This window comes from Bacillus sp. CGMCC 1.16607 (assembly GCF_042683745.1).
Taxonomy (GTDB): Bacteria; Bacillota; Bacilli; order Bacillales; family Cytobacillaceae; genus Pseudoneobacillus.
The window spans coordinates 308,631-334,076 of the sequence record NZ_JBHUJX010000019.1 but is presented as its reverse complement, the minus strand read 5'-3'; the positions used below and the strand labels follow the sequence as shown (position 1 = coordinate 334,076).

Annotated in this window: 28 protein-coding genes; 18 read left to right on the top strand and 10 right to left on the bottom strand. The window is 37.2% G+C overall.

Translation table 11 applies throughout. The features are described 5' to 3' along the window. Positions 1-89 precede the first annotated feature (89 nt). A complete protein-coding gene (map, locus tag ACFSO7_RS14025) occupies positions 90-839 on the top strand; it encodes a type I methionyl aminopeptidase (RefSeq protein ID WP_377877947.1) in 750 nt (249 codons plus the stop codon). A 157-nt stretch (positions 840-996) separates the two neighbouring features. Further along, positions 997-1,992 (top strand): HD-GYP domain-containing protein, encoded by a 996-nt coding sequence (locus tag ACFSO7_RS14020; RefSeq protein ID WP_377877946.1) that lies wholly within the window; start codon positions 997-999, stop codon positions 1,990-1,992. A gap of 24 nt (positions 1,993-2,016) precedes the next feature. Here ACFSO7_RS14020 and ACFSO7_RS14015 read toward each other — a convergent pair whose 3' ends face one another. After that, positions 2,017-2,238 carry a DUF1128 domain-containing protein gene (locus ACFSO7_RS14015; protein WP_377877945.1) on the bottom strand — a complete coding sequence of 74 codons (222 nt, stop codon included), beginning with the start codon at positions 2,236-2,238 and terminating at the stop codon, positions 2,017-2,019. 177 nt (positions 2,239-2,415) lie between these two features. Here ACFSO7_RS14015 and ACFSO7_RS14010 point away from each other — a divergent pair, with 177 nt between their 5' ends. Then, positions 2,416-2,751: a YtxH domain-containing protein gene (locus ACFSO7_RS14010; RefSeq protein WP_377877944.1), complete on the top strand. Its 336-nt coding sequence runs from the start codon at positions 2,416-2,418 to the stop codon at positions 2,749-2,751. Between the two features lie 16 nt (positions 2,752-2,767). Next, on the top strand, positions 2,768-3,589 hold the full coding sequence (locus ACFSO7_RS14005; RefSeq protein ID WP_377877943.1) for a YihY/virulence factor BrkB family protein: 822 nt from the start codon (positions 2,768-2,770) through the stop codon (positions 3,587-3,589). Between the two features lie 412 nt (positions 3,590-4,001). Here the strand turns inward: ACFSO7_RS14005 and ACFSO7_RS14000 are convergent, their stop codons facing one another. Further along, a complete protein-coding gene (locus ACFSO7_RS14000) occupies positions 4,002-5,912 on the bottom strand; it encodes a heavy metal translocating P-type ATPase (protein WP_377877942.1) in 1,911 nt (636 codons plus the stop codon). Positions 5,913-6,149: 237 nt separating this feature from the next. Here ACFSO7_RS14000 and ACFSO7_RS13995 point away from each other — a divergent pair, with 237 nt between their 5' ends. Beyond that, positions 6,150-7,079, top strand: coding sequence for a DMT family transporter (locus tag ACFSO7_RS13995; protein WP_377877941.1), 930 nt, complete (start codon positions 6,150-6,152; stop codon positions 7,077-7,079). A gap of 34 nt (positions 7,080-7,113) precedes the next feature. Here the strand turns inward: ACFSO7_RS13995 and ACFSO7_RS13990 are convergent, their stop codons facing one another. Beyond that, the gene (locus ACFSO7_RS13990; RefSeq protein ID WP_377877940.1) at positions 7,114-7,962 is read right to left on the bottom strand and encodes a DUF4362 domain-containing protein; all 849 of its coding nucleotides are present in this window, start codon (positions 7,960-7,962) and stop codon (positions 7,114-7,116) included. Positions 7,963-8,044: 82 nt separating this feature from the next. After that, the gene (locus tag ACFSO7_RS13985) at positions 8,045-9,226 is read right to left on the bottom strand and encodes an MFS transporter (protein ID WP_377877939.1); all 1,182 of its coding nucleotides are present in this window, start codon (positions 9,224-9,226) and stop codon (positions 8,045-8,047) included. 290 nt (positions 9,227-9,516) lie between these two features. On the opposite strand from ACFSO7_RS13985, the gene cax reads away from it, so the two are divergent. The 8 genes from cax to pdaA all read left to right on the top strand — a co-directional run bounded on the left by cax (position 9,517) and on the right by pdaA (position 17,312). Beyond that, entirely contained in the window at positions 9,517-10,572 is a 1,056-nt protein-coding gene (gene cax, locus ACFSO7_RS13980; RefSeq protein WP_377877938.1) for a calcium/proton exchanger, read from the top strand. Between the two features lie 471 nt (positions 10,573-11,043). After that, positions 11,044-11,673, top strand: a complete 630-nt coding sequence (locus ACFSO7_RS13975) for a YczE/YyaS/YitT family protein (protein WP_377877937.1) — start codon at positions 11,044-11,046, stop codon at positions 11,671-11,673. A 108-nt stretch (positions 11,674-11,781) separates the two neighbouring features. Beyond that, a complete protein-coding gene (locus tag ACFSO7_RS13970; protein ID WP_377877936.1) occupies positions 11,782-12,588 on the top strand; it encodes a YfkD famly protein in 807 nt (268 codons plus the stop codon). Positions 12,589-12,673: 85 nt separating this feature from the next. After that, positions 12,674-13,582 (top strand): helix-turn-helix transcriptional regulator, encoded by a 909-nt coding sequence (locus ACFSO7_RS13965; RefSeq protein WP_377877935.1) that lies wholly within the window; start codon positions 12,674-12,676, stop codon positions 13,580-13,582. 66 nt (positions 13,583-13,648) lie between these two features. After that, positions 13,649-14,104: a GyrI-like domain-containing protein gene (locus ACFSO7_RS13960; protein ID WP_377877934.1), complete on the top strand. Its 456-nt coding sequence runs from the start codon at positions 13,649-13,651 to the stop codon at positions 14,102-14,104. A 120-nt stretch (positions 14,105-14,224) separates the two neighbouring features. Beyond that, on the top strand, positions 14,225-14,410 hold the full coding sequence (locus ACFSO7_RS13955) for an SE1561 family protein (RefSeq protein WP_377877933.1): 186 nt from the start codon (positions 14,225-14,227) through the stop codon (positions 14,408-14,410). A 178-nt stretch (positions 14,411-14,588) separates the two neighbouring features. Then, positions 14,589-16,124: a fumarate hydratase gene (locus tag ACFSO7_RS13950; protein ID WP_377877932.1), complete on the top strand. Its 1,536-nt coding sequence runs from the start codon at positions 14,589-14,591 to the stop codon at positions 16,122-16,124. 408 nt (positions 16,125-16,532) lie between these two features. Continuing rightward, entirely contained in the window at positions 16,533-17,312 is a 780-nt protein-coding gene (gene pdaA, locus ACFSO7_RS13945) for a delta-lactam-biosynthetic de-N-acetylase (protein ID WP_377878017.1), read from the top strand. A 51-nt stretch (positions 17,313-17,363) separates the two neighbouring features. On the opposite strand, the gene ACFSO7_RS13940 is transcribed toward pdaA, so the two are convergent. Next, on the bottom strand, positions 17,364-17,678 hold the full coding sequence (locus ACFSO7_RS13940; protein WP_377878016.1) for a phospholipase A2 family protein: 315 nt from the start codon (positions 17,676-17,678) through the stop codon (positions 17,364-17,366). Positions 17,679-17,836: 158 nt separating this feature from the next. On the opposite strand from ACFSO7_RS13940, the gene ACFSO7_RS13935 reads away from it, so the two are divergent. Continuing rightward, entirely contained in the window at positions 17,837-18,697 is an 861-nt protein-coding gene (locus ACFSO7_RS13935; RefSeq protein WP_377877931.1) for a DNA-3-methyladenine glycosylase family protein, read from the top strand. Between the two features lie 59 nt (positions 18,698-18,756). Then, a complete protein-coding gene (gene rlmD, locus ACFSO7_RS13930) occupies positions 18,757-20,154 on the top strand; it encodes a 23S rRNA (uracil(1939)-C(5))-methyltransferase RlmD (RefSeq protein ID WP_377877930.1) in 1,398 nt (465 codons plus the stop codon). A 94-nt stretch (positions 20,155-20,248) separates the two neighbouring features. Here rlmD and ACFSO7_RS13925 read toward each other — a convergent pair whose 3' ends face one another. The 4 genes from ACFSO7_RS13925 to ACFSO7_RS13910 form a co-directional block, all read right to left on the bottom strand. After that, positions 20,249-21,289, bottom strand: coding sequence for a DUF3231 family protein (locus tag ACFSO7_RS13925; protein ID WP_377877929.1), 1,041 nt, complete (start codon positions 21,287-21,289; stop codon positions 20,249-20,251). 170 nt (positions 21,290-21,459) lie between these two features. Then, complete coding sequence (locus ACFSO7_RS13920; RefSeq protein WP_377878015.1) at positions 21,460-21,819, bottom strand: carboxymuconolactone decarboxylase family protein; 360 nt, start codon at positions 21,817-21,819, stop codon at positions 21,460-21,462. Positions 21,820-21,865: 46 nt separating this feature from the next. Continuing rightward, positions 21,866-22,039, bottom strand: a complete 174-nt coding sequence (locus ACFSO7_RS13915; protein WP_377877928.1) for an asparagine synthase — start codon at positions 22,037-22,039, stop codon at positions 21,866-21,868. Positions 22,040-22,395: 356 nt separating this feature from the next. Further along, positions 22,396-22,635 carry a YusG family protein gene (locus tag ACFSO7_RS13910; protein ID WP_377877927.1) on the bottom strand — a complete coding sequence of 80 codons (240 nt, stop codon included), beginning with the start codon at positions 22,633-22,635 and terminating at the stop codon, positions 22,396-22,398. Between the two features lie 214 nt (positions 22,636-22,849). Between ACFSO7_RS13910 and ACFSO7_RS13905 the strand changes: the two genes are divergently transcribed. Then, positions 22,850-22,975, top strand: a complete 126-nt coding sequence (locus tag ACFSO7_RS13905) for a hypothetical protein (protein WP_377877926.1) — start codon at positions 22,850-22,852, stop codon at positions 22,973-22,975. 284 nt (positions 22,976-23,259) lie between these two features. Here ACFSO7_RS13905 and ACFSO7_RS13900 read toward each other — a convergent pair whose 3' ends face one another. Further along, entirely contained in the window at positions 23,260-23,499 is a 240-nt protein-coding gene (locus ACFSO7_RS13900) for a pyridoxamine 5'-phosphate oxidase family protein (RefSeq protein ID WP_377877925.1), read from the bottom strand. A 195-nt stretch (positions 23,500-23,694) separates the two neighbouring features. On the opposite strand from ACFSO7_RS13900, the gene uvsE reads away from it, so the two are divergent. Continuing rightward, positions 23,695-24,660 (top strand): UV DNA damage repair endonuclease UvsE, encoded by a 966-nt coding sequence (uvsE, locus tag ACFSO7_RS13895; protein ID WP_377877924.1) that lies wholly within the window; start codon positions 23,695-23,697, stop codon positions 24,658-24,660. Between the two features lie 234 nt (positions 24,661-24,894). Continuing rightward, a complete protein-coding gene (locus tag ACFSO7_RS13890; protein ID WP_377877923.1) occupies positions 24,895-25,440 on the top strand; it encodes a TetR/AcrR family transcriptional regulator in 546 nt (181 codons plus the stop codon). Positions 25,441-25,446 lie beyond the last annotated feature (6 nt).

Genomic DNA, 25,446 nt, shown 5'->3' with positions numbered 1-25,446 from the left:
TCTGCATAAATCTTTTTCTATGTTAAAAAAAGGGGTAAAATGAAAGATAGCCTTAATACATGGATTTTGAATGGAAAGAAGGGAAAACTTTGATTATATTAAAATCACCTCGTGAAATAGATAAAATGAAGGCAGCTGGGGAACTTCTTGCTGCCTGCCATAAAGAAATTGCTAAAATGATTAGACCGGGTGTAACGACTTGGGAAATTAATGAGTTTGTGGACAATTTTTTGAAAAAAAATGGGGCAACACCTGAACAAAAAGGTTATAAAGGATATGAATATGCTACTTGTGCCAGTATTAATGATGAAGTGTGTCACGGATTTCCTCGAAAAACGCCACTTAAAGAGGGAGATATAGTTACGATCGATATGGTCGTTAATCTAAATGGAGGATTAGCTGATTCCGCTTGGTCCTATGCAGTAGGCGAAGTCTCTAAAGAAACCGCCAAGCTCTTAAAAGTAACAAAGGAATCTCTTTATAAAGCGATTGAAGTGGCAAAACCAGGAAATCGTATTGGTGATATCGGTCATGCAATCCAAACATTTGTCGAGGCAGAAGGTTTTTCCGTTGTTCGGGATTTTATCGGTCATGGAATTGGTGGAACCATTCATGAGAAACCTGATGTGCCACACTATGGTTTGCCTGGAAAAGGGGCACGTCTGAAAGAGGGAATGGTATTTACGATTGAACCGATGGTGAATATCGGTGATTACCGGACGAAGATGGATAATAATAAATGGACCGCAAGAACAATTGATGGAAAAAATTCTGCGCAATATGAGCATACCATTGCCATTACAAAGGATGGAGCGATTATTTTAACAGAACAAGTTTAAGAAAAGCAGAAAGGCGCCAAGCTTTAAGCGACAAGCAAACGATCAAGACGGCTGTTGGTTTTTCGTTAACCTTTATGACGGATGGGCTTTTGACTTCGAGCCGATGATGGCGCCTGAGATAGATAATAAAAAGGCAAATTCAAAGAAGAGGGTTCGTATGAGATTAATAACAATTGACGATTACAATGAAAAAACAATGCAGCTAGCACGACCAGTTTTTGATAAACAAAAAAGGGTGCTGTTAGCAGCAGGGCGGACAATTCATCCGACTTATTTAGAAAAATTAAAAAGTATGGATATATATTACCTTTTTATTGAAGATGCCGTTTCATTTGGGATTTCGATGGATGAAGTGTTAGATATGCCGACATGGATTGATGGGATTGGACTTTTACAACAAGCTTTTCAATCAATTGATAAAAAAGAGGAATTTCCAATTAGGGAAATCGGGAGGCTTGCCAATCTGATCGTAGAGGAGACAGCAAAAAGAAAAGCGGTTGTCTTAATTCCTACAACCTATTTAGCTGAAGAATTACGTTTATATGCCCATTCTGTAAATGTGGCTTTGCTGACGATTCAATTAGCGAAGAAGAAAAATTATACACCAACACAATTGCGAGATTTAGCTGTCGGAGCTTTGCTGCATGATATTGGAAAGCAGTTGACTCATGATTATGAACAGCATCCTGTAGCTGGCTTTGAATTTTTACGGAAAATCAGGGAAGTTAGCTTATTATCAGCACACATGAGTTACCAGCATCATGAAGCATTTAATGGATCGGGCTTTCCAAGAGGGTTGAAGGAAGAGCAAGTACATGAGTTTGCCCAAATTTGTGCGATTGCGAATGGTTACGAAAATGCCCTTTCGCAAAAAAATATGGCCCCACACGAGGCTATTGAATGGATCATGACCAAAAATGGAACGGAATTCAGTATGGATTTATTAACATTATTTGTACAAGAAGTTCCGATGTACACACCGGGAAGCAAAGTTTTATTGAATAATGGAAGACTTGCCATTGTAACGAAAGTAGCTGCTAGTCTACAAAGGCCATATGTTCGCTACCTGGATGATAATAAAGAAATTTCCTTAGCGGAAAATCATACTTTACTTATAGTGGAAGTGTTAAAAAACGAAGGGTCTGCCCAGTGAATCATGGGCAAACCCTTTTTTAAATTATTTTTTTAAACTGCCTAATTCCTCAACAATACCTTGCATTTCATTAGGGCTGAAGGAATTTTTTTTCATTACTAAATTATAAATGTCTCTTAATTCTTCGTACATTTCTTCGTTAAAGTGTGAAGGCTTAATGGCACCGAAGTTTAAGACTTTTAATTTTTCTTTTATTTTTTCAATCATGTATTCCACGTTTTCAACTGATTTTTGAGTTAAATCCAATTTGTTCATCCTTTCCAGATTACTATTAATTATCTTTTCATTTTTAAAAACACTTGTCAATATAAGTTTATTTGCGAGTGCTGATTATATTCATCGCAGTAAAGTTTTGGTATAAATAATTTAGGGAATGAATGAGTAAAAATGAATATAAAATAGGACTATAAGGAGAATTTTGACATGGGAAAAACGAATAAATTTTGGACAGGCGTTATTTTAGGTGCTGTGGCAGGTGGGGTGGTTAGTTTATTGGACAAAGATACAAGAGAAGTGGTATCTGAAAAATGTGGAAAAGCAGCGAAAAATATTTCTTACATACTTACACATCCTAAGGAAGTCGCTACAAATGTAAAAGAGAAAACAATAGAGTTGTGTACGACTGCAAAAGAAATGGGTGAAGAACTTTCGTATATTTTTGAAAAGATTGAAGAAGTAAGGGAACTGACGCCTGAAGTAACTGAGTTAGTTAAAGAAACGAAGGAAGCCTTCGTGAAGGGCTCAGGTTCTCAAGAATAAAAGGGTAGGTGATGAAGTGAGAGCAGTTAGAAAGTCGATTATATTAGATTTATGGCACCGGGTTCAAGTAGATGATGTTTCCGGGTTAGCTTCACAGTTGGCTTATTTTTTTCTACTGTCTCTTTTTCCATTATTAATTGTTGTTGTTTCTGTTCTACCGTACTTACCAATTACAGAAATCGATATTCTTGGGGTTATACGTGACTTCGCTCCAGGTGAAACGATGACGTTAATCGAGTCAAACTTAAAAGAAATTATGGCGAATCAAAATGGGAAACTACTTAGCTTTGGAGTGATTGGTACTCTGTGGTCAGCCTCTAATGGGATTAATGCGATTGTTTTAGCCTTCAATAAAGCCTATGATGTGAAGGAAAGTCGATCCTTTGTTGTAGCAAGAGGAATGGCTATTTTGTTTACCTTTGCTATGATATTTGTATTTATTTTGGCTTTGTTATTACCTGTTTTCGGGAAAGAGATTGGAATGTTTCTGTTTTCAGAGTTTGGGTTGTCAGATGAATTTTTAGCAATATGGAATATGTTAAGATGGCTCGTGAGTTCTGTTATTTTATTCATTGTATTTACCGTTTTATATTGGTTGGCACCAAATAAAAAAATAAAATGTGCTAGTGTCATTCGCGGGGCAGTCTTTACGACGATTGGATGGGTATTGACTTCTTGGGCTTTTTCCTACTATGTAGGAAACTTTGGGAACTACTCCGTCACTTACGGAAGCATAGGAGCCATTATCGTACTGATGATTTGGCTCTATTTATCAGGATTTATCATCATACTCGGAGGAGAAATCAACGCCTACTACAGCAAAAGAGAAGGCTGCTAAATATACCTGAAATTCCCTCCCATAGAAACACCAAAACAACACCAAAATAACAAAGAAAAGAAACCAAACTCTTTTCCACATTAACGCACCGGGGGTCAGTCCCCCGATAGTTTAAAGCGTTAAAGCGGTGGGGGTCAGTCCCCCGGTGCTTTAACGCGTTACATTATTTTGGGAGGGATATGACGATGGCGAAGCATACGAAAAAAGATGGTGGCACGAAGCAGAAGGGGAAGGGTAGTAAAGGGAATAAGACGTCTTCTTCTGCGAATGGGTCGAATGGATATCATTAATGCAAAAACGCGACGTCCTGTCGCTTGGTCGACACTAGTACATCCTGTACGTCGGGGCTAGTCGCTGAAGTTGGATTACAAAAAGGGGTGGCTCACCTTTTCAGTGAGCCACCCTTCAATATCTACCGTAACAACCTCAAGCTATTCAATATAACCAAAATGGTGCTGCCTTCATGACCGATGACACCATATGGCAAATCTAGAAATTGCAAGAAGTTGGAGGCGATTAGCATCATAATTACGACTAAGGAAAACACGATATTTTGTTTAATGATGCGATTCATTTTTTTGGATAACCGAATTGCTTCAGCTATTCTTGGTAAATCATTTTTCATTAAAACGACATCAGCTGTTTCTAAGGCTACATCGGTTCCCTCACCCATAGCAATTCCAACATTTGCTGTCGCGAGTGCTGGTGCATCGTTAATGCCATCCCCAACCATAGCAACGGTCTGAAAACGATCTTTTAATTTTTTCAATTGGTTTACCTTTTCTTCTGGTAAACATTCGGCAACATACTCGTTCACTTTACTTTCGGAGGCAATGACTCGTGCCGTTTTTTCACTATCTCCTGTCAGCATAACCGAATATACGCCGAGATCGTATAGCTCCTGAATGGCCTTGCTTGCTTCTTCGCGAACAACATCCTTTAAGGCAACCAATGCGACGACTTTACCGTTCTTTTGAATAAACACAATCGTCTTGCCTTCACTTGCAAGTCGGCTAGAGGTTTCAATCATCATCTTATTTTTTGCCAATCCTTCAACAAAATCTGCTTTCCCAATCTTCCATTCATCACGACCAATTTTAGCTTGAACGCCAAAACCAGCGATATCCTCTATGGTATCAGGCTGCATCAGTTCAGTTGAAAGCTTCTTTTTAACATAAGCGACAATTGACCCGGCAAGCGGATGGTTGGAATGATTTTCAATCGATGCCATTTTTAATAGAACATCCGTCTGATTTTCTTCATCGTGAATTTGAATATCTGTAACGACTGGCTTTCCTTTAGTTAAAGTTCCTGTTTTATCAAAAGCGATTGCTTTTAAGTGACTCAAATTCTCTAAATGAACACCGCCTTTAAAAAGAATGCCATGTCGTGCGCCATTGGAAATCGCCGATAAAGTCGCTGGCATAATCGAAGCAACGAGTGCACAAGGTGAAGCAACCACCAATAAGATCATCGCCCGATAAAATGTATCTGTCCACCCCCAACCAAGCAGGAAGTGGGGGAGGAACATCATAAGCGCGACAACAAGTAGCACAATTTTCACATACGTTCCTTCAAATTTTTCAATAAAAAGCTGGGAAGGAGATTTTTCGCTTTGAGCATTTTGGACAAGCTGGATGATTTTTTGAAAAAGTGTTTCACTATTCGGCTTCGTAATCTCAACTGTGATGGAGCCTGTTAAATTAACCGTACCGGCAAAAATTACATCATCTAAAGTTTTCGTCACTGGAATGGATTCACCGGTAATCGCTGCCTCATCAATGTTTGTCACACCTTTAATAATTTTCCCATCCGAGGGAACACGCTCACCAGGCTTAATAAGAATTTGGTCGCCGACCCTTAATTCGGATACATGCATTCTTTTCTCCATTCCATGATGGATAAGGAGTGCTTCTTCCGGCTGAAGATCCATTAATGATGAAATTTCCTTATAGCTCTTATTCATCGTATACGTTTCAAGTGCGCCACTAACCGCAAAAATAAATATTAAAATGGCCCCTTCTGTCCAGTAACCAATAATGGCAGAACCAATAGCAGCAAAAATCATAAGCATTTCCACATTCAGCTCTTTATTTGCAATGGTTTCCTCGATGCCTTCTTTCGCCTTTGCAAAGCCACCGATGAGAAAGGATAGTACATAAAAAACAATCGCCATGGACTTCAGATGACTTAATTCCAATAGCCAACCAGATAAAATCAGAATTCCACATAGCCCAGCAGCAATCAATTCTCCGTGTGGCTTTAGTTTTTCAAAAAAATGTTGGTCTTCCATCTTTGTTTTTGAAATGATAAGTTCAGTCATGCAGGTCCCCTCCATTCTAAATGAGAAAAATAATCAGAATCAACAGCCTTAAAAAACACGAAAGCTGCCATCCGAGGATGACAGCATGAAAAACCGTTTTTAAAAAAAGAGTTGTACTTATTTAATTGTCCAGCCTTGTCGGAACTGATCAAGGCGCTTGCGCTTTTCTATAATCTTATTCTATCATATAGGTTATGAGTTAGGAAAGAAATTGCTACTTAGATTTGGAGCGAACATATGAATGCACAACGATTTTTTACTCATCCGTTAGGAATTGTTTTATCAGCTACAGGGGCGACTTTTTTATGGGGGAGTGCCTTTCCTTTTATTAAACTGAGTTATGAGAGTCTACAGATCCACCCAGATGAAATAGGGAAGCAAATGATTTTTGCCGGTTACCGTTTTTTCTTAGCAGGTCTATTAATCTTCTTATTTTTCACGTTATTAAAGAAAAATATGATGTATCAGAAAAGAACCTTTCTACCTGTTTTAAAAATAGGACTGTTTCAAACCTTTTTCCAATATGTATTATTTTATATTGGTTTAAGCTATTCAACTGGAATCCAAGGTTCAATTATCGCAGGAACAACATCGTTTTTTCAAATTATTCTTGCCCATTTTATGTATAAAAATGATCGCATGAACATCATCAAAACGGTCGGATTGTTGCTAGGCTTTGCTGGAGTTATATTCGCTAACTTGCCAAAGGGTGAATTCACGATTGATTTTGGTTGGGGCGAATTATGTTTAATGCTGGCCATGCTGTCTGGAGCATTCGGAAATATTTTAGCAAAAAACGGAAGCGCAAAGATGGAAATTGGCTATATGACAGCCTACCAAATGTTGTTTGGGTCGCTTGGATTACTGTTAGTTGGTTGCTTTTCGGCGAACCTTTTTCCATTCCACTTTAATGCTTCGGCCATTTGGATGTTACTTTATTTAGCCTTTTTATCGGCGGCAGGGTTTATTCTTTGGAATAATGTCATGAAGTATAATCAAGTCGGACTCGTTTCCTTTTATATGTTTTTAGTGCCAGTGTTTGGCGTTATTTTATCATCATTTTTACTTGGAGAAGAAGTGTATTTCCTAGTGTTGATTGGATTAATGCTTGTTGTCACTGGAATTGTTATTGTCAATCGCCCTAGAAGGGTGAAGGAATCTGGTTAATCATAAAACAGCCTCAATAGAAGAGGCTGTTTTTTCACTTATAGTAACCTTTTATCTCCGGTAATTGTTCATATGTTTCATTTTCCTTTAGGACTTCGAGAATAGCATCTGCCATTTTCGTCATTTGTTGACCATCACTACTTTTATCGCAGCGATTCCATCCATATTCTCGTTCACCTTGATTGATCCATACTTTGAGTAAATAGGTTGAATTTGGTTCTTCATGACAATCATGTGAAAATTTCTTTTCACCTAAATAACCAGCGAGAACAAGAAGCTTATAAATTTGTTGTAATTCTACTTTTGTAAATTGAAAATCACTAACTGTTGCGAGCTCTCCGTTTTGAAGGTCTTTGACGAGTTTTTGTTCTTTCGTATCAATGATATTTTTTTGATTGACCCCGTGTTCTAATCTAAATGCGAAATAATCCTGTTCTGCCAGATTATATCTAATTTTTAAAAGAGGCTTATCACCTTTTGTTCCATCCGTAGCTTCACAGTCCATTAACATGTATACTAGTTCAGAATCCGTTTCGTTTCGTTCAATATTTTTACAAGTATAAGTCGTTCTCTCTTTCGGTCCAAATTTGTCCTCTGTTGTATCATTTGTGATGGTCAATTGCTTCTCATCATAGACAACTTCATTAAAAATGGGATCGCCTTCAATAGTATAGTTAGTTATCCGAATCGAGTCTTTCACCCCATCGCTTACAAGCTTTACAAACTGATCTAAGCGCTTAAGATTTTTAACATTTCCGTGGACATTTATGATTTCATGGTCTTTAAAAGTATTGGTTACTGGTTCTTTTGTAATGGGTGAACGGGTTCCACAGGCAGATAACATGAAGATCGATATAATAAACAAATAAATATATTTTCTCAATGCTTTTATAACACCCCTTTATTGTATAAGACGAAATAGCAAGGAATTGGTTTCAAAACAAAAACGAGTCCCCTATTTAAATTCAGGGACTCGTCTTTTCTTTTAAAACAACCAATGATTTTTCTTTAATCAAAAACACTATTAAAAAAATGATAAGAAACAATGTACTGATAATATGAAAGAAACTTATTTGTTTAAAGAATTGAATAAATAAACCGCCAATAAAAGGGCCTGTTAAACTTCCGATACTAAAAAAGATTCCGCATAATAAATTTCCTGTCGGCAGTAAATTTTTCGGAGTTAAGTCGGTCATATACGATATCCCTAGCGAGAAAGTAGAGCCGACGAACATACCAGCCATAAATAAGCATAATACGAGTCCCCAATAAAATGACTCTAGGAAACTTGCAGACAAGAAGCTTATGAATCCTAAAAATAAAATGAGAATCAAAATATTTCGGCGTCCTAATTTATCACTGATCATTCCTAATGGAAGCTGAAAAATAATTCCACCTACAGCAAATGCTGCCAAAAGGAAGGAGACACTTTTTACATCTAAACCAATTCTTAAAGCGTAAACGGGGAAGCTTCCATTTAAAGATGATTCTAAGAAACCGTAAACAAACGGTGGCAAGAAAGCTACCCACCCATACTTCCATGCTTGGGCAAATCGTTTTATGGTTTCAATAAATGAATTAAGCCTAATATCCTGTTCAGGAAACTCATTTTTCAACGTAAAGACGAAAAGCCAACCTAATAAACATAAAACGGTTGAAACAATAAATGGAAGTGATTCATTAATATTAACAAGTGGCGCCATTAAAGGTCCTGCCGCAAATCCGATACCGAAAAATAAGCCATAAAGCGAAATATTTCTTCCCCTTTTGTTTTCGGGTGAAAAAGAAGTAATCCAAGTCTGGGTTGCAAAATGTAAAGAGTGATCACCAATCCCTATTAATAAACGGAGAACAAACCAAAACCAAAATGTTTTCCAAAGAGGAAATAACGCTAATGAAAGAATGACCAATAATCCGCCAAAGATAATGATCGGTTTATATCCATATCTTCTTAGTGGTTGTTCCATAAACGGCGATGCTAAAAGAATACCGATGTATAAAGCTGTTGCGTTAAGCCCATTTAATGAAGATGATACACCGCTATTTTCAAAAATGACGGCGATTAACGGTAAGAGCATCCCTTGACTAAAGCCTGAAATTGCGACAATGCTAACTAATACCCAAAATCGAAACTTACTTTCTATCATATGGCAACCTCAATTTTCAAGTTTTTCTAAAAGTGTTTAAAAAGTATTCTAAATGATGGTAGCGGGAAATGGAGTGGATTGCAAGAATTTTTACTTTTGCAATAAATGAAAATAGTGTAATCTTTAGAAATAATGGATAGAAATGGAATAGTTTTATTTAGCAAGGTGATAAACTAAAAAAGATTACATTCATTTTTGCATTAAAGGGAAAGTTTAAACAGAAGAGAATGAACATGTGATCAAAGGTAGTCTGTACTCATTTTACATTCAATGGTTTAAGGGGGAGTTAGATGGTAAATAAAATATTTATGATTCTTACATTTGTTGGTGTTCCATTATCTGTTATCGGGTCATTAATGCATTGGCCAAGTACAATATTATTTGTTCTATACTGCTTAACCATCATCGCGCTAGCCAGTTATATGGGGAGGGCGACGGAAAGCTTAGCAGTTGTGGCAGGTCCACGTATTGGTGGATTATTGAACGCAACATTTGGAAATGCAGTTGAGCTAATCATTTCGATTTTTGCCTTAAAGGCTGGATTGATTGGGGTCGTACTTGCTTCTTTAACGGGTTCTGTTTTAGGAAACCTATTATTAGTTGCTGGACTTTCTTTTTTTGTTGGCGGATTAAAATTTAAACGCCAAAAATTTAATGTATTTGATGCTCGGCATAATTCAGGGTTGCTAATGTTTGCGATTATTGTTGCCTTTGTGATTCCTGAAGTTTTTTCAATGGAAATGAATGAGCAAAAAACGCTTCATTTGAGTGTGGGTGTCTCCATAATATTAATTGCCCTTTATTTAGCGGCATTGTTCTTTAAGCTTGTTTCTCACCGAGGGGTTTATCACAGTGAAAACGAAGAAACTCATCATGAGGAAGAGCCTGAGTGGTCGAAAGGTAAGGCAATTGGGATTTTAGTTGCTGCAACGGTAGCTGTTGCTTATATTTCTGAAAATCTTGTTCATACCTTTGAAGCAATCGGCGAATCGTTTGGCTGGTCAGAATTATTTATTGGGGTTATTATTGTTGCCATTGTCGGTAATGCAGCGGAACACGCCTCAGCTATCATTATGGCTTATAAAAATAAAATGGATATTGCTGTTGAAATTGCAGTCGGTTCCACTCTTCAAGTAGCAATGTTCGTGGCACCAGTGCTCGTATTAATTTCGCTATTCTTCCCGACAAGTATGCCTTTAGTATTTACGATGCCTGAGCTAATTGCTATGGTTTCGGCTACATTAGTAACAGTCATTATATCGAATGATGGGGAAACAAACTGGTTTGAGGGACTTACATTACTTGCAGCGTACTTTATAATGGGGATTGGATTTTATTTACTATAGGAAAAAGCGGAAGCATTTGACCTCGAGTTCGACAAAAACTCGGGCGTCCTTTCGCATTGTCGACACTAGTACTTCCAGTACGTCGGGGCTAGGACGCTTGTGCTTGACAATTTCCTATAAAAAAACTATGAAAAACAAAGACTCTGTGCCTAAAATAGGTACAGAGTCATTTTTTATTTCTAAGTATCATAAAGATGTTACAAAAGGCTTGCTTAAATAAAGAGTCTAAAAAAAATCATTCGCTATTTTACGGAGACCGATCACCAACCTTCATGTTTATTTCTATTTAAAACACGATTGTTGAAAGTTTATCAAAATTCGATTTCCAACCTCCTTAAAGTTTTGTTAAAGCGAATGGCTGCGACCCTCCTTTTGTAATGGCGTTAAAATAATCATAACATTAAGATTGAGTATTGTAAATATTCTGATTTTTACATTTTTGTTACAAAATTTTGGTCAGGAGGAGTAAAGTTGCCGTTTATCTATCGCATATCATTTTGGATCATAGGCATTGTCATACTAAGCTTTGGTGCATCTTTAACGATTAAAGCAAATATTGGAGCAGGCGCATGGGATGCACTTAACGTAGGTTTATCGAGAATAACAGGATTCACGATCGGTACCTTTGTCATTGTCATCGGGATCATACTCATGTTTGTGAATGCATTTTTATTGAAAAGGAGACCAGATTTTTTAGCGTTATTCACCATCTTTTTTATTGGAACACTCATTGATTTTTGGATGATTGTCATTTTAAGTGGGCTAGAACCTTCGACTTTTATTGTAAAAGCACTGATCTTAATGGTTGGTTTACTCATTATCGGTTTCGGTGTGGCCATTTATTTACAACCGAAATTTCCATTAAATCCATTGGATAATTTTATGATGGCAATCAGCAAACGGCTCGGCGTCAATTTGGTTGTCGCGAAAACACTCGGTGAACTTCTAGCTCTTGTGTTGGCACTAGTCGTGAAAGGACCGATTGGAATTGGAACGTTAATTGTAACAATCGGGATCGGCCCATCCATCCAGTTATTTCATCCTTTTTTTGAAAAATTAGCAGCCCGTTTATCGGTAGATAATAGAAAGCCAACAATATAAGTCGGTTACATGGAAATGAAAAAAATAATTCCTAATGGATAAAATGAAACATCTCCGAAAAAACTATCAGCAAAAGTATGTATGCAAATAGTGAAAGGAGCTTCACTTATGAAGAAAAATGTTTCAGTTCTTATTGGGATTGTTTTGATGTTTTCATTTGTGACACCAGGGATAGGAAATGGAAAATCGGTAAAAGAAGTTGCTAAATATCAAATCCCTAACTCGGTCATGAACATTACAAAAGAAAATACGTATCCGAATTCGACACAGGATTTGCCTTTATTACAGCCTAGTGAATTAACTCAGGAGCTGCTAGATTCATCGAAGGTTAAAATAGAAAATCCAGACTTAATTCGCATGCTAAATGAGTCTACAGTTAATAGTACACCATTTGCCATTGGGTATCGGGCGATCATTTATTTAGGCCAATGGCCACTTAATTACGAATCAACAGAAACATCACCAAACTGGGAATACCAAAGAATTAATACAAACTATTTTGATAATCGTGCGGGGAAAACTCCTTATCAAATTCACTATGTACAAGAAGCTCAAAGAATTGTTCGTGGTGCGCTTACTGCGAAAGTTCAAAATGCAGAAGAAGTGAAAAAAATGATGCTATTGAAGGCGATGGAAAAAACACATTTACCACTTGCATTTGAAACAATCATTGGCGGTGGAACGAAAAAAAATCAAATTTATAACATTCCTCCTAAGCGATTAGGTTATCTTTATGGCTATGCTCCTGCCGTTAATGAGAAAGGGAAAGTAACGTATGGAGAGGTTTATTTAATGCTAAAAGGTAATAAGAAGATGATTGTCGTTAAAAATGTGACTTCACAAGGGATTGGGGCTTGGATACCTGTTCAAGACCATGTTGCATTCGGGTTTGTTGCGACTGAGCGTCCTAGATAGGTATTGTTTCAAATATGGTTCCTCAAAATGAGGGTCATCCAAACTTCAAATCATCATCGGAATGTATTGAAGGAAGTTTTTCACAATGAAAATTGACAGACTTATAGGAATATTGTCTATTCTACTGCAGCAAGAAAAGGTAACGGCTCCTTTTCTTGCTGCAAAATTTGAAGTTTCGAGAAGAACGATAAATCGTGATATTGAAGATATTTGTAAAGCTGGAATTCCTCTTGTTACTACACAAGGGCAAAATGGTGGCATTTCGATTATGGAGGGATATACGTTTGATCGTACGGTTCTTACCTCATCAGAAATGAATGCGATTTTGACGGGACTTCGGAGTTTAGATAGTGTTTCTGGTACAAATAAGTACCAACAGCTTATGGATAAGCTCTCAGTTAGTCATTCATCCGTCCTTACTTCTAATAATCATATTCTAATTGACCTTTCCTCACGGTATAAAAGTTCGCTAGCACCAAAAATTGAACAAATACAAAATGCCATAGATAGATACGAGTTGATATGCTTTCAATATCATTCTCCAAATGGAAATGGTGAAAGAAGAATCGAACCGTATCTGTTGGTTTTTCAATGGTCATCGTGGTATGTGTGGGGATATTGTTTGAATCGTTCTGATTATCGTTTATTCAAACTGAACCGTATGATTGATCTTGAAAATGTAAGAGAGGAATTTACGCCAAGGGATTTGCCTCCTTATGAGATCACATCTGGTAAAATATTTCCGCACCAAATAGATGTTGTTGCTGTTTTTAAGCCACAGATGAAATGGCGGGTCATAGAGGAATTTGGAATGGAAAGCTTTACTGAACAAACCGATGGGCAGTTATTATTCGAATATGGATTTACTGATAAAGAAAATCTTTTCAGTTGGCTATTAAGTTTTGGAAATCAAGTGGAGCTGTTAGAACCAAAGGAACTGCGTGCCGAATTAAGTGAATTAACTAAAGAAATGTATCGGAAATATGTTGAATGATGACAGACAGTTGTCATGTTTGGCTTGCTATGATTTGCTTATCATAGAGAAAGTAGGTAAGCATTTATGAATTATATTATTGTAGAATTAGAAGCGAAAATGGCCATTGGACTGACAGCGAGAACGAATAATCTTGATCCTAACTTGGGAAATGTAATCGGAAATCTATGGGGACAGTTTTATCGGAACGGTATAAATACCAAGATTCAGAATAAGAAAACGGATAAAGTTTTAGGGATTTATTCTGACTATGCAGGAAACGAGCAAGATGATTATAATGTAACTGTCGCCTGTGAAGTGGAATTTGCAGATACTTTGCCAGTAGAAACAGTTATAAAAGAACTGCCTGCAGGGAAATATGCCAAATTTATAGTAGAAGGACATGTTCAGAAGGCTGTGTCTGAGTTTTGGCAGAGTTTATGGAGTATGAATTTAGAACGGACATTTGTCTGTGATTTTGAGGAATATCAAAATAGTGATATGGAGAACGCGATTGTTCATATTTATATCGGTTTGAAATAGAGGAAGACTTATATACTTCCAGCTGTGGAAATAGGCTTAGTAGGAAAGTTTGGATTTTCTTTATTGCAGAACAGCTCTTTTTTCAGTAGTATGAGTACGAAAGAGAAAGGGGAGAACACCATGGGTAATCCAATTCAAGAAAAAGGCTCACAAGTACAATTCTTAAAACAACGATTGAATATGTTTTCTGAAGTCTTAGACACTATCGACCCAGAAGAGGTTGATTTAGAAGATATTGATCGTCTCATCGGCATGATCGACGACCTAGAATCAAAATGCAAAGAATTCAATAACAGAGAAAGCTAAGAGCCACTTCATCAGTGGCTCTTTTTAGTGCTTTAAAGCGCCGGGGGACAGTCCCCCGATCCTTTAAAGCGCTAAAAGGTTTTCTTTACTTTTCATACTTTTCGGTTAGGAGTATAATATACATTGTGAAATTAATAGATAGAGTTGTTTTTTATAGGGGAGTTACGGGAAGGGGAATATGGTTATGGAGAAATTTCAAGACAGTATGTACAAGCTGATTGTTGAGACGTCTACGAAGCTACCGAGGGATGTTCGTCGTGCCATCAAAGCTGCAAAAGAGAAAGAAAATGCTGGTACAAGAGCGGCGATGAGTTTAGCAACAATCACCAATAATATTACGATGGCAGATGAGCAAGTCTCACCAATTTGCCAAGATACAGGGTTGCCGACTTTCAAGATTAAAACACCTGTTGGTGTGAATCAGATCCATATTAAGAAAGCCATCTATGAAGCAATCGCTCAAGCGACGAAAGATGGAAAGCTTCGCCCGAATTCTGTTGATTCGTTAACTGGAGACAATAGTGGAGACAATCTTGGCTTAGGAACACCTGTGATTAAATTTGAACAATGGGAAAAAGATTATATCGACGCTAGACTTATTTTAAAAGGCGGCGGTTGTGAAAATAAAAATATTCAATATAGCTTACCATGCGAACTTGAAGGACTTGGTCGTGCGGGCCGTGATTTGGACGGAATTCGTAAATGTATTATGCACTCCGTATACCAAGCACAAGGACAAGGCTGTAGCGCAGGATTTATTGGCGTAGGAATCGGTGGAGATCGTACATCTGGTTATGAGTTGGCGAAGGAACAACTATTCCGCTCCGTTGATGATGAGAACCCAATCGAAGACCTTAAAAAACTTGAAGAATATGTAATGGAAAATGCGAATAAGCTTGGTATCGGAACGATGGGCTTCGGCGGTGAGACAACCCTTTTAGGCTGTAAAGTAGGTGTCATCAACCGTATTCCAGCTAGCTTCTTCGTTTCAGTTGCCTACAATTGTTGGGCATACCGCCGTTTAGGTGTGGCGATCAATCCTGAAACAGGCGAAATCAATGAGTGGATGTACCAAGAAGGTGAAAACATTGATTTTTCAAAAGAAGTAGAAGAAACAACAGAATCAGAGCAAAAGATCGTTACTTTACAAGCTCCAATCACAGAAGAGCAAATTCGTGAGCTAAAGGTCGGAGACGTCGTTCAAATTAACGGAATGATGTACACAGGCCGTGATGCGATTCATAAATACTTGTCTGACAATGATTCGCCAGTTGACCTAAATGGACAAGTCATTTACCACTGTGGTCCGGTTATGTTAAAGGATGAAGAAGGTAAGTGGCATGTAAAAGCAGCTGGCCCGACAACAAGTATTCGTGAGGAGCCTTATCAGGGTGATATCATGAAACGCTTCGGTATCCGTGCGGTCATCGGTAAAGGTGGAATGGGTCCAAAAACATTAGCAGCTCTAAAAGACCATGGTGGAGTTTACTTAAACGCTATCGGTGGGGCTGCTCAGTATTATGCCGACTGCATTAAATCAGTAGAAGGTGTCGACCTCATGCAATTTGGTATCCCAGAAGCTATGTGGCATTTAAAGGTAGAAGGCTTTACTGCAGTTGTCACAATGGACTCTCACGGAAACAGCCTACATGCCGATGTAGACCAATCTTCTTTAGAAAAATTAGCGCAGTTTAAAGAAAAGGTTTTTAACTAAATAGAAATTACACAAAAGGGAAACACACTCGATTTCGCATCTGATTTCGCAGTGTGTTTCTCTTTTGTGTAAAGGATTAATAAACCTTTATTAAATTAAAGGCTCTTAATGATAAAAATCTTCTTGGTAGTGGGGGAAATGTCTTAATAGTGGCTCTTAAGGACAAAACTCGGGTTGCAAGGCAATCGAAATATCTTTAATAAAGCTTCTAAAGGAAAAACTCCCATCTAAAGCAAGCACCTTCCATTTTACTTAGCGGGGGTAAGGCCGAACCCCATTCAATCAAACGTTTGTTTGAATTTTCTCTATCTCTAATCAAACGTTTGATTAGATCAAAAAATGCATGCTCCCTCTCATTTTTACAAATAATAAACAAAAAATGAGGGGGAGTTTGAATTGTTAAAAAGAATGTTCGTCCTGCTAGGGATTCTTTTTTTAGTTACTAGCACAGCCTATGCAGAATACTCCAATGCGCCTATTCATTGGGGATTTAAAAAGGGGAGAGATGGTAAGCAAGCGGATGCCGGTAAAGCATTCGAAAAAATCCTCGAGAAGCATAGCGCTTTTTACAAAGGTGACCCAAATAAGAAGTACCTCTATTTAACTTTTGATAACGGCTATGAAAACGGTTATACTGAAAAAATTTTAGATGTCCTAAAAAAAGAAAAAGTTCCAGCTACCTTTTTCGTGACAGGGCATTATTTAGAAAGTGCATCTGACTTAGTCGAAAGAATGGTAGAAGAAGGTCATATTGTTGGCAATCATTCATGGAGTCATCCCGATTTAACCAAGGTTAGTGATGAAAAGCTAAAGGAAGAGCTAGAGAAAGTTAGAGAAGAGACAGCTATCTTAACTGGACAAAAAAACATGGTCTATCTTCGTCCGCCTCGTGGGATCTTTAGCGAAAGAACATTAGACCTTGCAAAAAAAGCTGGATATACCCATGTCTTCTGGTCACTTGCCTTCGTCGATTGGAATACGGACCAACAAAAAGGCTGGCAATATTCCTATGATAAAATTATGAGCCAGGCTCATCCTGGAGCAGTTATGCTCCTCCATACTGTCTCAAAGGATAACGCCGACGCCTTAGAAAAAGTCATACAAGACCTAAAAAAACAGGGATACCAATTTAAAAGTCTAGATGACTTTGTGCTAAGTGATACATTAAAGGAAGACATGTTATACTAAATACAAAGCCTGATAATCCCCGGATTTTCAGGCTTTTACCATTAATTAAAATCAATTACACATAAACCAAGACTTCAATTTTATTGCATGATACATAAGAGCAGCTTCTCTTCCTTTTTTTGTTTGGACATTTACTTTCGGACGCAGACAGTCCAGGAACTCGGAATCACAACGGCATGATGATTTCCTTTGGTCGTAACAAAGATCATGTCGTCGGCAACAAGCATCAACATCATTTATCGGTCGTCCAGGCCCACTACAACTAGGTCCGCACCATCGATAATTAGGAAAAATACAACGATTTTGTCGGTTATCATGATTTCTGTTTTTCAAAAATAACACATCCTTATCGTATGGCTTTTCCATATTTATATGAACAAGCAAGATAAGAAGTAAAGGACAAATTCCCACTCATTCTTCATTTTTACAAACTAGTTTTTCAAAGAATGGCATAAACGGAAATTCAAGTTTCCTTTTTAAAATCATGCTATAATACGGGAAAATAAGTAAAGGTGGACAAACGAGTGTGGCAGGAGACTATCCAAATAAAAGGACCCTATGATTTTGACCGAGTGTTGGAAAGACTATCCCTTGATCCGCTCCAAGCAGTGGATCTGAAAAACAAAATATTAAAAATGCCTTTATGGATTGCTGAAGAGCCAGTAGTAGTTGAAATTCATAGTATTGGGACAGTGGACAACCCTAAGTTTCAGCTATCGAGCACAATCGAACCACAAAAAACAATCGAAAAGGTTTCTAAAATCTTGCAGTGGGGTATACCTTTACTAGATATCCATCACCACTTTAGTCAAACCGACCTGAAAGAAATATTCGACACCCATTATGGAACACCGCTCGTTCTCGACTTTGATCCATACAACTGTTTGTTGAAATGCATCATCCATCAGCAGCTTAACCTAGCCTTTGCACATAAGCTAACCGAACGATTTGTGCAAACATATGGTTTTGAAAAGGATGGTGTTTGGTTCTATCCTCAGCCTGAAAAAACAGCTTCGCTGACAGTGGAAGAGTTGAGAACCCTACAATTTAGCGGCCGCAAAGCAGAGTATGCGATTGGGGTTAGCCAAGCAATTATCAGCGGCGAAATCAATCTAGAGACAATTAAAGAATTATCAGAGGAAGAAATTTTCGCGAAATTAATCAAATTAAAAGGCGTCGGTCCTTGGACGATTCAAAATTTAATGATGTTCGGTTATGGTAAACTAAATTTATTTCCAATCGCCGACATTGGAATTCAAAATGCCTTAAAAAAGCATTACAAGCTCGATCGCAAGCCAACAATAGAAGAAATAGAACAATATAAAACACCGTGGGAGCCTTACTTAAGTTATGCATCTCTCTATTTATGGAGAAGCATTGAATAGATTCCCGGTGGAAAAAACCGGTTGGTGCCTCATGCCAAAGGAAATATGGAGATGAACAAATGAAAACAGAACAATCTGTCAAACTTGAATTAAATCAAACCTTCCCGTTAACGATTAAACGGTTAGGAATTAATGGGGAAGGTGTCGGATATTTTAAAAGAACCGTCGTTTTCGTACCAGGCGCATTACCAGGAGAAGAAGTCGTTGTTGAAGCAACGAAAATACACCCGAAATTCGCTGAAGCCACAATTAAAAAAATTCGTAAAAAGTCAGAGCACCGAGTTCAACCGCTTTGCCCTGTCTACGAAAAATGCGGCGGCTGCCAACTCCAACATCTAGTCTACCCGCAGCAGTTAAAAGAAAAAAGAGATATTATCATTCAAGCACTTGAACGCCACACGAACCTAGATATCAATCAATTAAAGATTAATGAAACAATCGGTATGGAAGAACCTTGGAGTTATCGAAACAAAAACCAATTCCAAGTCGGACAAAGAGACGGCAAAGTATTAGCTGGATTATATGGCTTAAATTCGCACGAACTCATCAATATTGACCAATGTGCGGTCCAGCACCCGGACACTTCACACGCAACGAATACCGTCAAGAAAATTTTAGAAGACTTAAAAATTCCTATTTATAATGAAAAAACGCGAAAAGGAATTGTTAAAACCATTGTGACAAGAGTAGGAGTTCAAACAAACCAACTCCAAATCGTGTTAATCACAAGCCAAAGAGATTTGCCGAAAAAGGATCAAATCATTGAAGAAATTCAGAAGAAGCTTCCAAACGTTACATCGATCGTACAAAACATTAACGAACAACGAACATCGCTCATCTTCGGTGAAGAAACATTTGCTCTAGCAGGTGAGGAATTTATCCAAGATACATTAGGGGATTTGCACTTTGAATTATCAGCAAGAACCTTTTTCCAACTTAATCCACAACAAACCGTCAAGCTATACAATGAAGTGAAAAAGGCAGCAGCTTTAACAGGTACAGAAAAAGTGATCGATGCTTATTGCGGAGTGGGGACAATCGGGCTATGGCTCGCCGACCAAGCAGGAGAAGTCCGTGGAATGGACATCATCCCCGAATCCATCGAAGACGCAAAGAAAAATGCCAAACGACACGGATTCACCCACACGAAATACGTCCCAGGTAAGGCAGAAGAAATCATTCCAAAATGGGCTAAAAAAGGCTGGCACCCAGACGTCCTCGTCGTGGACCCGCCAAGAACGGGACTTGATGGGCAGCTGCTGCAAACACTTTTACAAGTGAAGCCTAAGAAAGTGGTATATGTATCTTGTAACCCATCGACATTGGCGAAGGATATTCAAACCTTAAGTAAGAGTTATAAAGTTGAGTATATTCAGCCGGTGGATATGTTTCCTCATACAAGTCACGTCGAGTGCGTCTCGCAAATAGTTTTAAAAGAAGCAACAGGTCCCAAATAGGGGATTCCTGCTGCTTTTTTTTCAAGTTTTTACACTAGGATGAATCTATCTTGCATTATTTATGTAGTGATAGAGTAGATCCCTCGATTTCATATTACTCTCTATCGGGAGCCAATGGCGGGGTTTCCATCCAACCTTTATCAATTAAGATATTTGCACCATCATCAACAAATAAGCCAACATTAGTCATTGTTCTCAAATACAATGCACTCACATCTCTTCTTCCATTTACCGCTAATGAGTTACCAAATGACCTTATCTTCATGCAGAACATGTCCACTTTATGAAATAACATTATTTTATCAGAAAAGGGAGGATAAGTAGACGTTGTAACCAAATGGTCAATGAATGACGGTGATGGTAAGTTTTCTTTATGTAGCTTTTCAACAAGTTGATTTACAGCTTTATCAGACATGTCTAAACCTCGTTTAAATAATGCTTTTATTTTTTCGTCCTTAACTGTCTGATAAAAGCCTAATAGTAATGCTTTACTAGTTCTGTTGTTCTCAATGTTATCGTAAAGATGAGTAATTTCCATAGCATGTAACGGTCGAACATCTCCAAACCAACCATTTAAATAGCTCTGTTTATTAATAAAATCTGGCCTTTCAGGAATGGGGATAATTGGAGGCTTTGAAATATACTTCCCCTCAAATAAAACATTATTAATTTGTCCTAATAGGATTGTGGTGCATTGATTAGCATAAACGAAAAATTCCCTTATATCCTCCCGCATTACTAACGGCATTGCAATTGCATATAAGCTAAGGCCTGCCTTAGCGGCATATTTGATATATTGTGGGTAAAATTCATCTTCGTATAACCGAGGAGCTCCTAAATTTACATCATTTTGAGTGAAACCAGCCGGTATAGGAAAATTGTCTTTTTTAAAAATTGCTTCTACCCTTTGCATAAAATCCTTCGATAAAATTAAAGAATTTTCCACTATTGTCTTAATATATCCATCCTCACAATGTTGTAGAAAATAGGTCAAAATTTGGGTGGACATACTATTCCCCATATAGGTAGCCCAAAGTTTGGCCATTTCAATAGACGATAATGGTTGCAACTCATCTAATTCTTTTGTACTTAAATTAATTGGTTTCATTATGTCCATTGGATTTACTGTGTCCATTAGAATTCCCCTCTACATTATTTTTGTTTAGGTTCCCCATTAATGGTAATTTTAGTCTACTAGCAGTAAGTCGAAGAGGAAAATAAGTTGGTAACGTTTTTTGGATTAGATTTCCCCCTCTAAAGAAAAAGATATCCAGAAATCAATTTACTGGATATCTTCATCTATACTTATTGCTGAATATGATTTAAATCATCCATAGCTTGCTGTACCAACGTAACTGCCTGACTCATCACTGCACCGCCGCCGAATGCTGCTGAAACACCTACTGCTTCAAAAATTTCTTCCTCTGAACATCCTTGGTCTAGGCAACCTTTTAGATGATAGATTATGCAATATTCATCTTGAGCGTGAATACTAATTCCGAGTGCAATTAATTGCTTTTCTTTTTTGCTTAGCTGACCTTCTTCAAAACAAATCTGGGAGAATTCGTTAAAGGCACTTGCCAGTTTGGGCATCTTTTTCGTGAATGTGCCAAGGCCCTCTTTATATTGATATAATGAGGTTTCTGAAGGATTGTATGTTTGCAGAAAAACTCACTCCTTTTATAAGATCAACTAATGAAACATTTACTGTTTAACGGCGATGCTCAATAAGATCTATTGTGCCTAAGACAATGTGAGCTAACCCAAAGCCAAATATGGTATTGGCTATCATCTTATTGGTGCCACGTTTTTGCTTAAGTGCATACCCTGTCGCAGTTACAGCTGTGCCTAATACTGTAGGAATTAACCCTTCCCTGATACTCATATTTGTAACCTCCAGGAACATCATTAACTTCGAACATTAACATGAAATGTTCTTAGATATTATTTTTCTTACATCTTGTTTAAATACAAGTGAAAAAATTCCTGAGCCCTTTCTAAAGGGTGAAATGGAATTAGAATAACAAAATTGGTCTCAGGGTATTAGGATGCCCATAAAAACATAGAAGAAGCAATACATTAATTAGAATCATTGAAGGCGCTTGGAGTAATTCGACTCAGTTGTATTTCCCTAAACATTTGACAATAACAAAAAAAGAGATGTGCCCTTCCTAGTTCATAGAAATATGAAAGGTCCATCACAAATATGTATATTATTTATGGTTTAAAGAACCATGAAGATTAACACCAACCACCATCATCGCAGTCTGTATATTTTGCATCTGGCTGGTCTGTAACTGTGATATGCTGATATATTTTTTGATTTTCCGCTTCAAAATGATGCTCTAAGTCATATTGAAAATTTAAGGGAAGCTTTACTTTACCAATTAATTCGTTTTCTAAGAATAACTCCAAATCTCCATTTTTAATTTTACCTGTCACTCTGTCTGTCACATCAATTTTTTGTTGTTTTAACCCCATTTCCTTCACTCCTTATTTTTATATAAACTATAGACTTCCCTGCTTGTATAAAAAGAAAAGTGGAAATTAAATGAAGTAAATATTTTATTAACAATTTTGCCTTGAAATATAAACGAGAATATTTTAAGAAGTAATGAAAATTATAAGGAATGGTAGAAAGGCCAGATGATTAATTGGCTCATTTCTAAGATAACTTTTAAATGGAGGGTAAATTATGCAACTAGCAGGACATGAGTTCCATGAGCTAAGTGAATTAACAATGAGTTGTTATAAACCAAGCCCTGCTCCTCAAGCAGATATCCAAGCAGTTGGAAACATTTATCCTATAGTTAATCAATAATTTTTTATTTGGCTTAGTTCCATACGGAGCTGGGCTTTTTTGATAAATAAAAAGCACCGATTGAGTTCTCGGTGCAAACGGTTAGCATTTAAGTTTCTCAATTATCTAAACTGAGTTCTTGTGGTGGTTCACCATTTAGATTTAGAATCCGAATGGTTTCAGGTCTTATTTCAAGAAAAACGTAGTTTGGATCTTCTGGGCCCTCAAACCATTGTTCGAATGACTCGTTCCAGTATTGTTTTTTTAATTTTGGAGAATCATTAAGAATGGATGTTCCAGAAATTTCAACAAGAATCGTTTTGACCTTGTTTTTCGTAACCTACTAAAACAGATACAAAAGGATTTTTTTTAATTTCTTCAATTTTCTCTGTATTCCTTTTCGTTGGTGTATATAATGTTAAATCATCATTATAAAACGTCATATATCGGGAATGAGGTTTATTATTTTCGACTGAAGAAAGAACCCCTGTTTTATGATCAGAAATAACTTTTAGTACCATATCTTTTATAGCTGAATTTCCCATTGGATCTACTCCCTTTAATTTATTATCATTAATTTTCCCTTTTAATAATTATAAATAAACTGTAAAAATTAACCGTCTTTACGTTAATAATAAAAAAGTATCTGTTCAAATTGGAAGTAACTTGTAGTTAAAACACTAAATAAATTTTTAATGGCGAAGTTTTCTTAGATTAAAGAAATTGATTAGGAGGACAAAATGACAATTGTACGACTTGGCTATGTTGCTATGAGCATGGAATTAAAAAATGCATCTCCTTCCCAAACGATGACATATACTCAATTCCAAAAGATAGCTGACAGGGAATCGGCCATCCGCAAATTGGAACGAATTGCACTATCAAATTTACATCATACGTTTAGAATCCTAAAGCATAACAAAGAAAATGACATTCATTTTTACCGTTTGACCTCACGATTAATCCCTTTAGCAAATCATGAAGAGCTTCTCGATTGGAATTATTTAAAGCCACTGAGAGGCCAACTGAATGAGATAGGAGAATTTATCAATAAGAATAAAATGAGAGTAGATTTTCATCCAGATCATTTCGTCCTTATAAATTCCCCCAAAAAGGATATCCTGAAAAATTCACTTAGAACATTACAGATGCATTATTTGTTATTAAAGCGGATGGGAATTGAACCAATACATCGCTGCGTTATGCATGTGGGTGGAAATTATAAGGAAACCGAAAAATCGCTTGAACGTTTTGTAGATAATTGGATGAGTGTCCCGAGAAAGATACAAAAAATGATTATGCTTGAAAATGATGACACCTCTTTTAACTTGGGGGATACATTATACTTATGTGAAAAACTAGATATTCCGCTTGTGTTCGATTATCACCATCATCTTGCACATCATCAAAATCCAGATTGGGGACTGGAATGGAATCGGGTTGTGCAAACATGGAGACATTCCCAACTTCCCATAAAAATGCACATCTCAAGCCCTAAAAGTGCCAAGGCATTTCGCCATCATTCTGACTATGTAGATATTGATATGTTTTTCAAATTTTTAAATGTTATTAAAGGTAGTATCTCGCAAATTGACTGTATGATTGAGGCTAAGAGGAAAGATGAAGCACTATTTAGGTTAATGGAAGAGGTTAAAACGAAGGAAGGTATTGAAATTATCGATGGCTCTTCTTTTTATATAAAATAATGATTAGAAGAGCCCAGTCACCGAAACCGTGATTTAATTTTGTGCGTTTAATACGCACATTTTTTACCCCTAATCTAAAGTTACATGTGGTTTATCTCGAACAGATTGACTTTCGTAAAGAATGGCTTTAATATATAATTAAATGTTAGTGATCACTAACTATCAAGGATAAACCATACCGAGAAAGGTGCATATTTGGTGAACAAACAGACCTTGGACAATAAAAGTAAATTGATGCTGACGGCCATCGATTTAATGGCTGAAAAAGGATACAAAGGTGTATCGACTAAAGAAATCGCCGCAGTAGCAGGTGTCAGCGAGATGACCTTGTTCCGCAATTTCGGAAGCAAGCAGAATCTGCTTGAGCAAGCCGTTGATCGTTATCATTACTCAATTGAAATGGAAAAGCTTTTTAAAGAGAACATCAAATGGGATTTGAAAGAGGACCTGTTTACGATTTGTCGAATGTACCATGAAATCATGCAGGGTAACCGTAAATTGTTTATTATCGTCTTGAGTGACAACGAATTGGTTGGCATCCGCGAGAAGGCAGAAAAGCATCCACGTAAATTTTTGGAATTGTTAACGAAATATTTTGATAAGATGCAAAGTAAGAACAAAATGATTTCTACGGACTCAGAAACCCAGGCGATCACGTTTATGTGGATGAATTACGGTGCTTTCATGTCACAGCTGTTTAGTGCGTCGGTTACTAAAGTTACGATGCAAAATTTTATGAGTTCGAGTATCGAGCTATTTGTTAAGGCATTGACTCCATAACTTATT

Coding starts and splice junctions, on each gene's coding strand:
- ACFSO7_RS14020 (WP_377877946.1), top strand. CDS start 997: ATGAGATTAATAACAATTGACGATTACAATGAAAAAACAATGCAGCTA.
- cax (WP_377877938.1), top strand. CDS start 9,517: ATGGTAAATAAAATATTTATGATTCTTACATTTGTTGGTGTTCCATTA.
- ACFSO7_RS13955 (WP_377877933.1), top strand. CDS start 14,225: ATGGGTAATCCAATTCAAGAAAAAGGCTCACAAGTACAATTCTTAAAA.
- ACFSO7_RS13905 (WP_377877926.1), top strand. CDS start 22,850: ATGCAACTAGCAGGACATGAGTTCCATGAGCTAAGTGAATTAACAATG.
- ACFSO7_RS13950 (WP_377877932.1), top strand. CDS start 14,589: ATGGTTATGGAGAAATTTCAAGACAGTATGTACAAGCTGATTGTTGAG.
- ACFSO7_RS13890 (WP_377877923.1), top strand. CDS start 24,895: ATGCTGACGGCCATCGATTTAATGGCTGAAAAAGGATACAAAGGTGTA.
- ACFSO7_RS14000 (WP_377877942.1), bottom strand. CDS start 5,912: ATGACTGAACTTATCATTTCAAAAACAAAGATGGAAGACCAACATTTT.
- ACFSO7_RS13940 (WP_377878016.1), bottom strand. CDS start 17,678: ATGGAAAAGCCATACGATAAGGATGTGTTATTTTTGAAAAACAGAAAT.
- ACFSO7_RS13970 (WP_377877936.1), top strand. CDS start 11,782: ATGAAGAAAAATGTTTCAGTTCTTATTGGGATTGTTTTGATGTTTTCA.
- rlmD (WP_377877930.1), top strand. CDS start 18,757: ATGAAAACAGAACAATCTGTCAAACTTGAATTAAATCAAACCTTCCCG.
- ACFSO7_RS13995 (WP_377877941.1), top strand. CDS start 6,150: ATGAATGCACAACGATTTTTTACTCATCCGTTAGGAATTGTTTTATCA.
- ACFSO7_RS14010 (WP_377877944.1), top strand. CDS start 2,416: ATGGGAAAAACGAATAAATTTTGGACAGGCGTTATTTTAGGTGCTGTG.
- pdaA (WP_377878017.1), top strand. CDS start 16,533: ATGTTCGTCCTGCTAGGGATTCTTTTTTTAGTTACTAGCACAGCCTAT.
- ACFSO7_RS13985 (WP_377877939.1), bottom strand. CDS start 9,226: ATGATAGAAAGTAAGTTTCGATTTTGGGTATTAGTTAGCATTGTCGCA.
- ACFSO7_RS13915 (WP_377877928.1), bottom strand. CDS start 22,039: ATGAGTATCAGGGAAGGGTTAATTCCTACAGTATTAGGCACAGCTGTA.
- ACFSO7_RS13910 (WP_377877927.1), bottom strand. CDS start 22,635: ATGGGGTTAAAACAACAAAAAATTGATGTGACAGACAGAGTGACAGGT.
- ACFSO7_RS13960 (WP_377877934.1), top strand. CDS start 13,649: ATGAATTATATTATTGTAGAATTAGAAGCGAAAATGGCCATTGGACTG.
- ACFSO7_RS13900 (WP_377877925.1), bottom strand. CDS start 23,499: ATGGGAAATTCAGCTATAAAAGATATGGTACTAAAAGTTATTTCTGAT.
- ACFSO7_RS13965 (WP_377877935.1), top strand. CDS start 12,674: ATGAAAATTGACAGACTTATAGGAATATTGTCTATTCTACTGCAGCAA.
- ACFSO7_RS13925 (WP_377877929.1), bottom strand. CDS start 21,289: ATGGACACAGTAAATCCAATGGACATAATGAAACCAATTAATTTAAGT.
- uvsE (WP_377877924.1), top strand. CDS start 23,695: ATGACAATTGTACGACTTGGCTATGTTGCTATGAGCATGGAATTAAAA.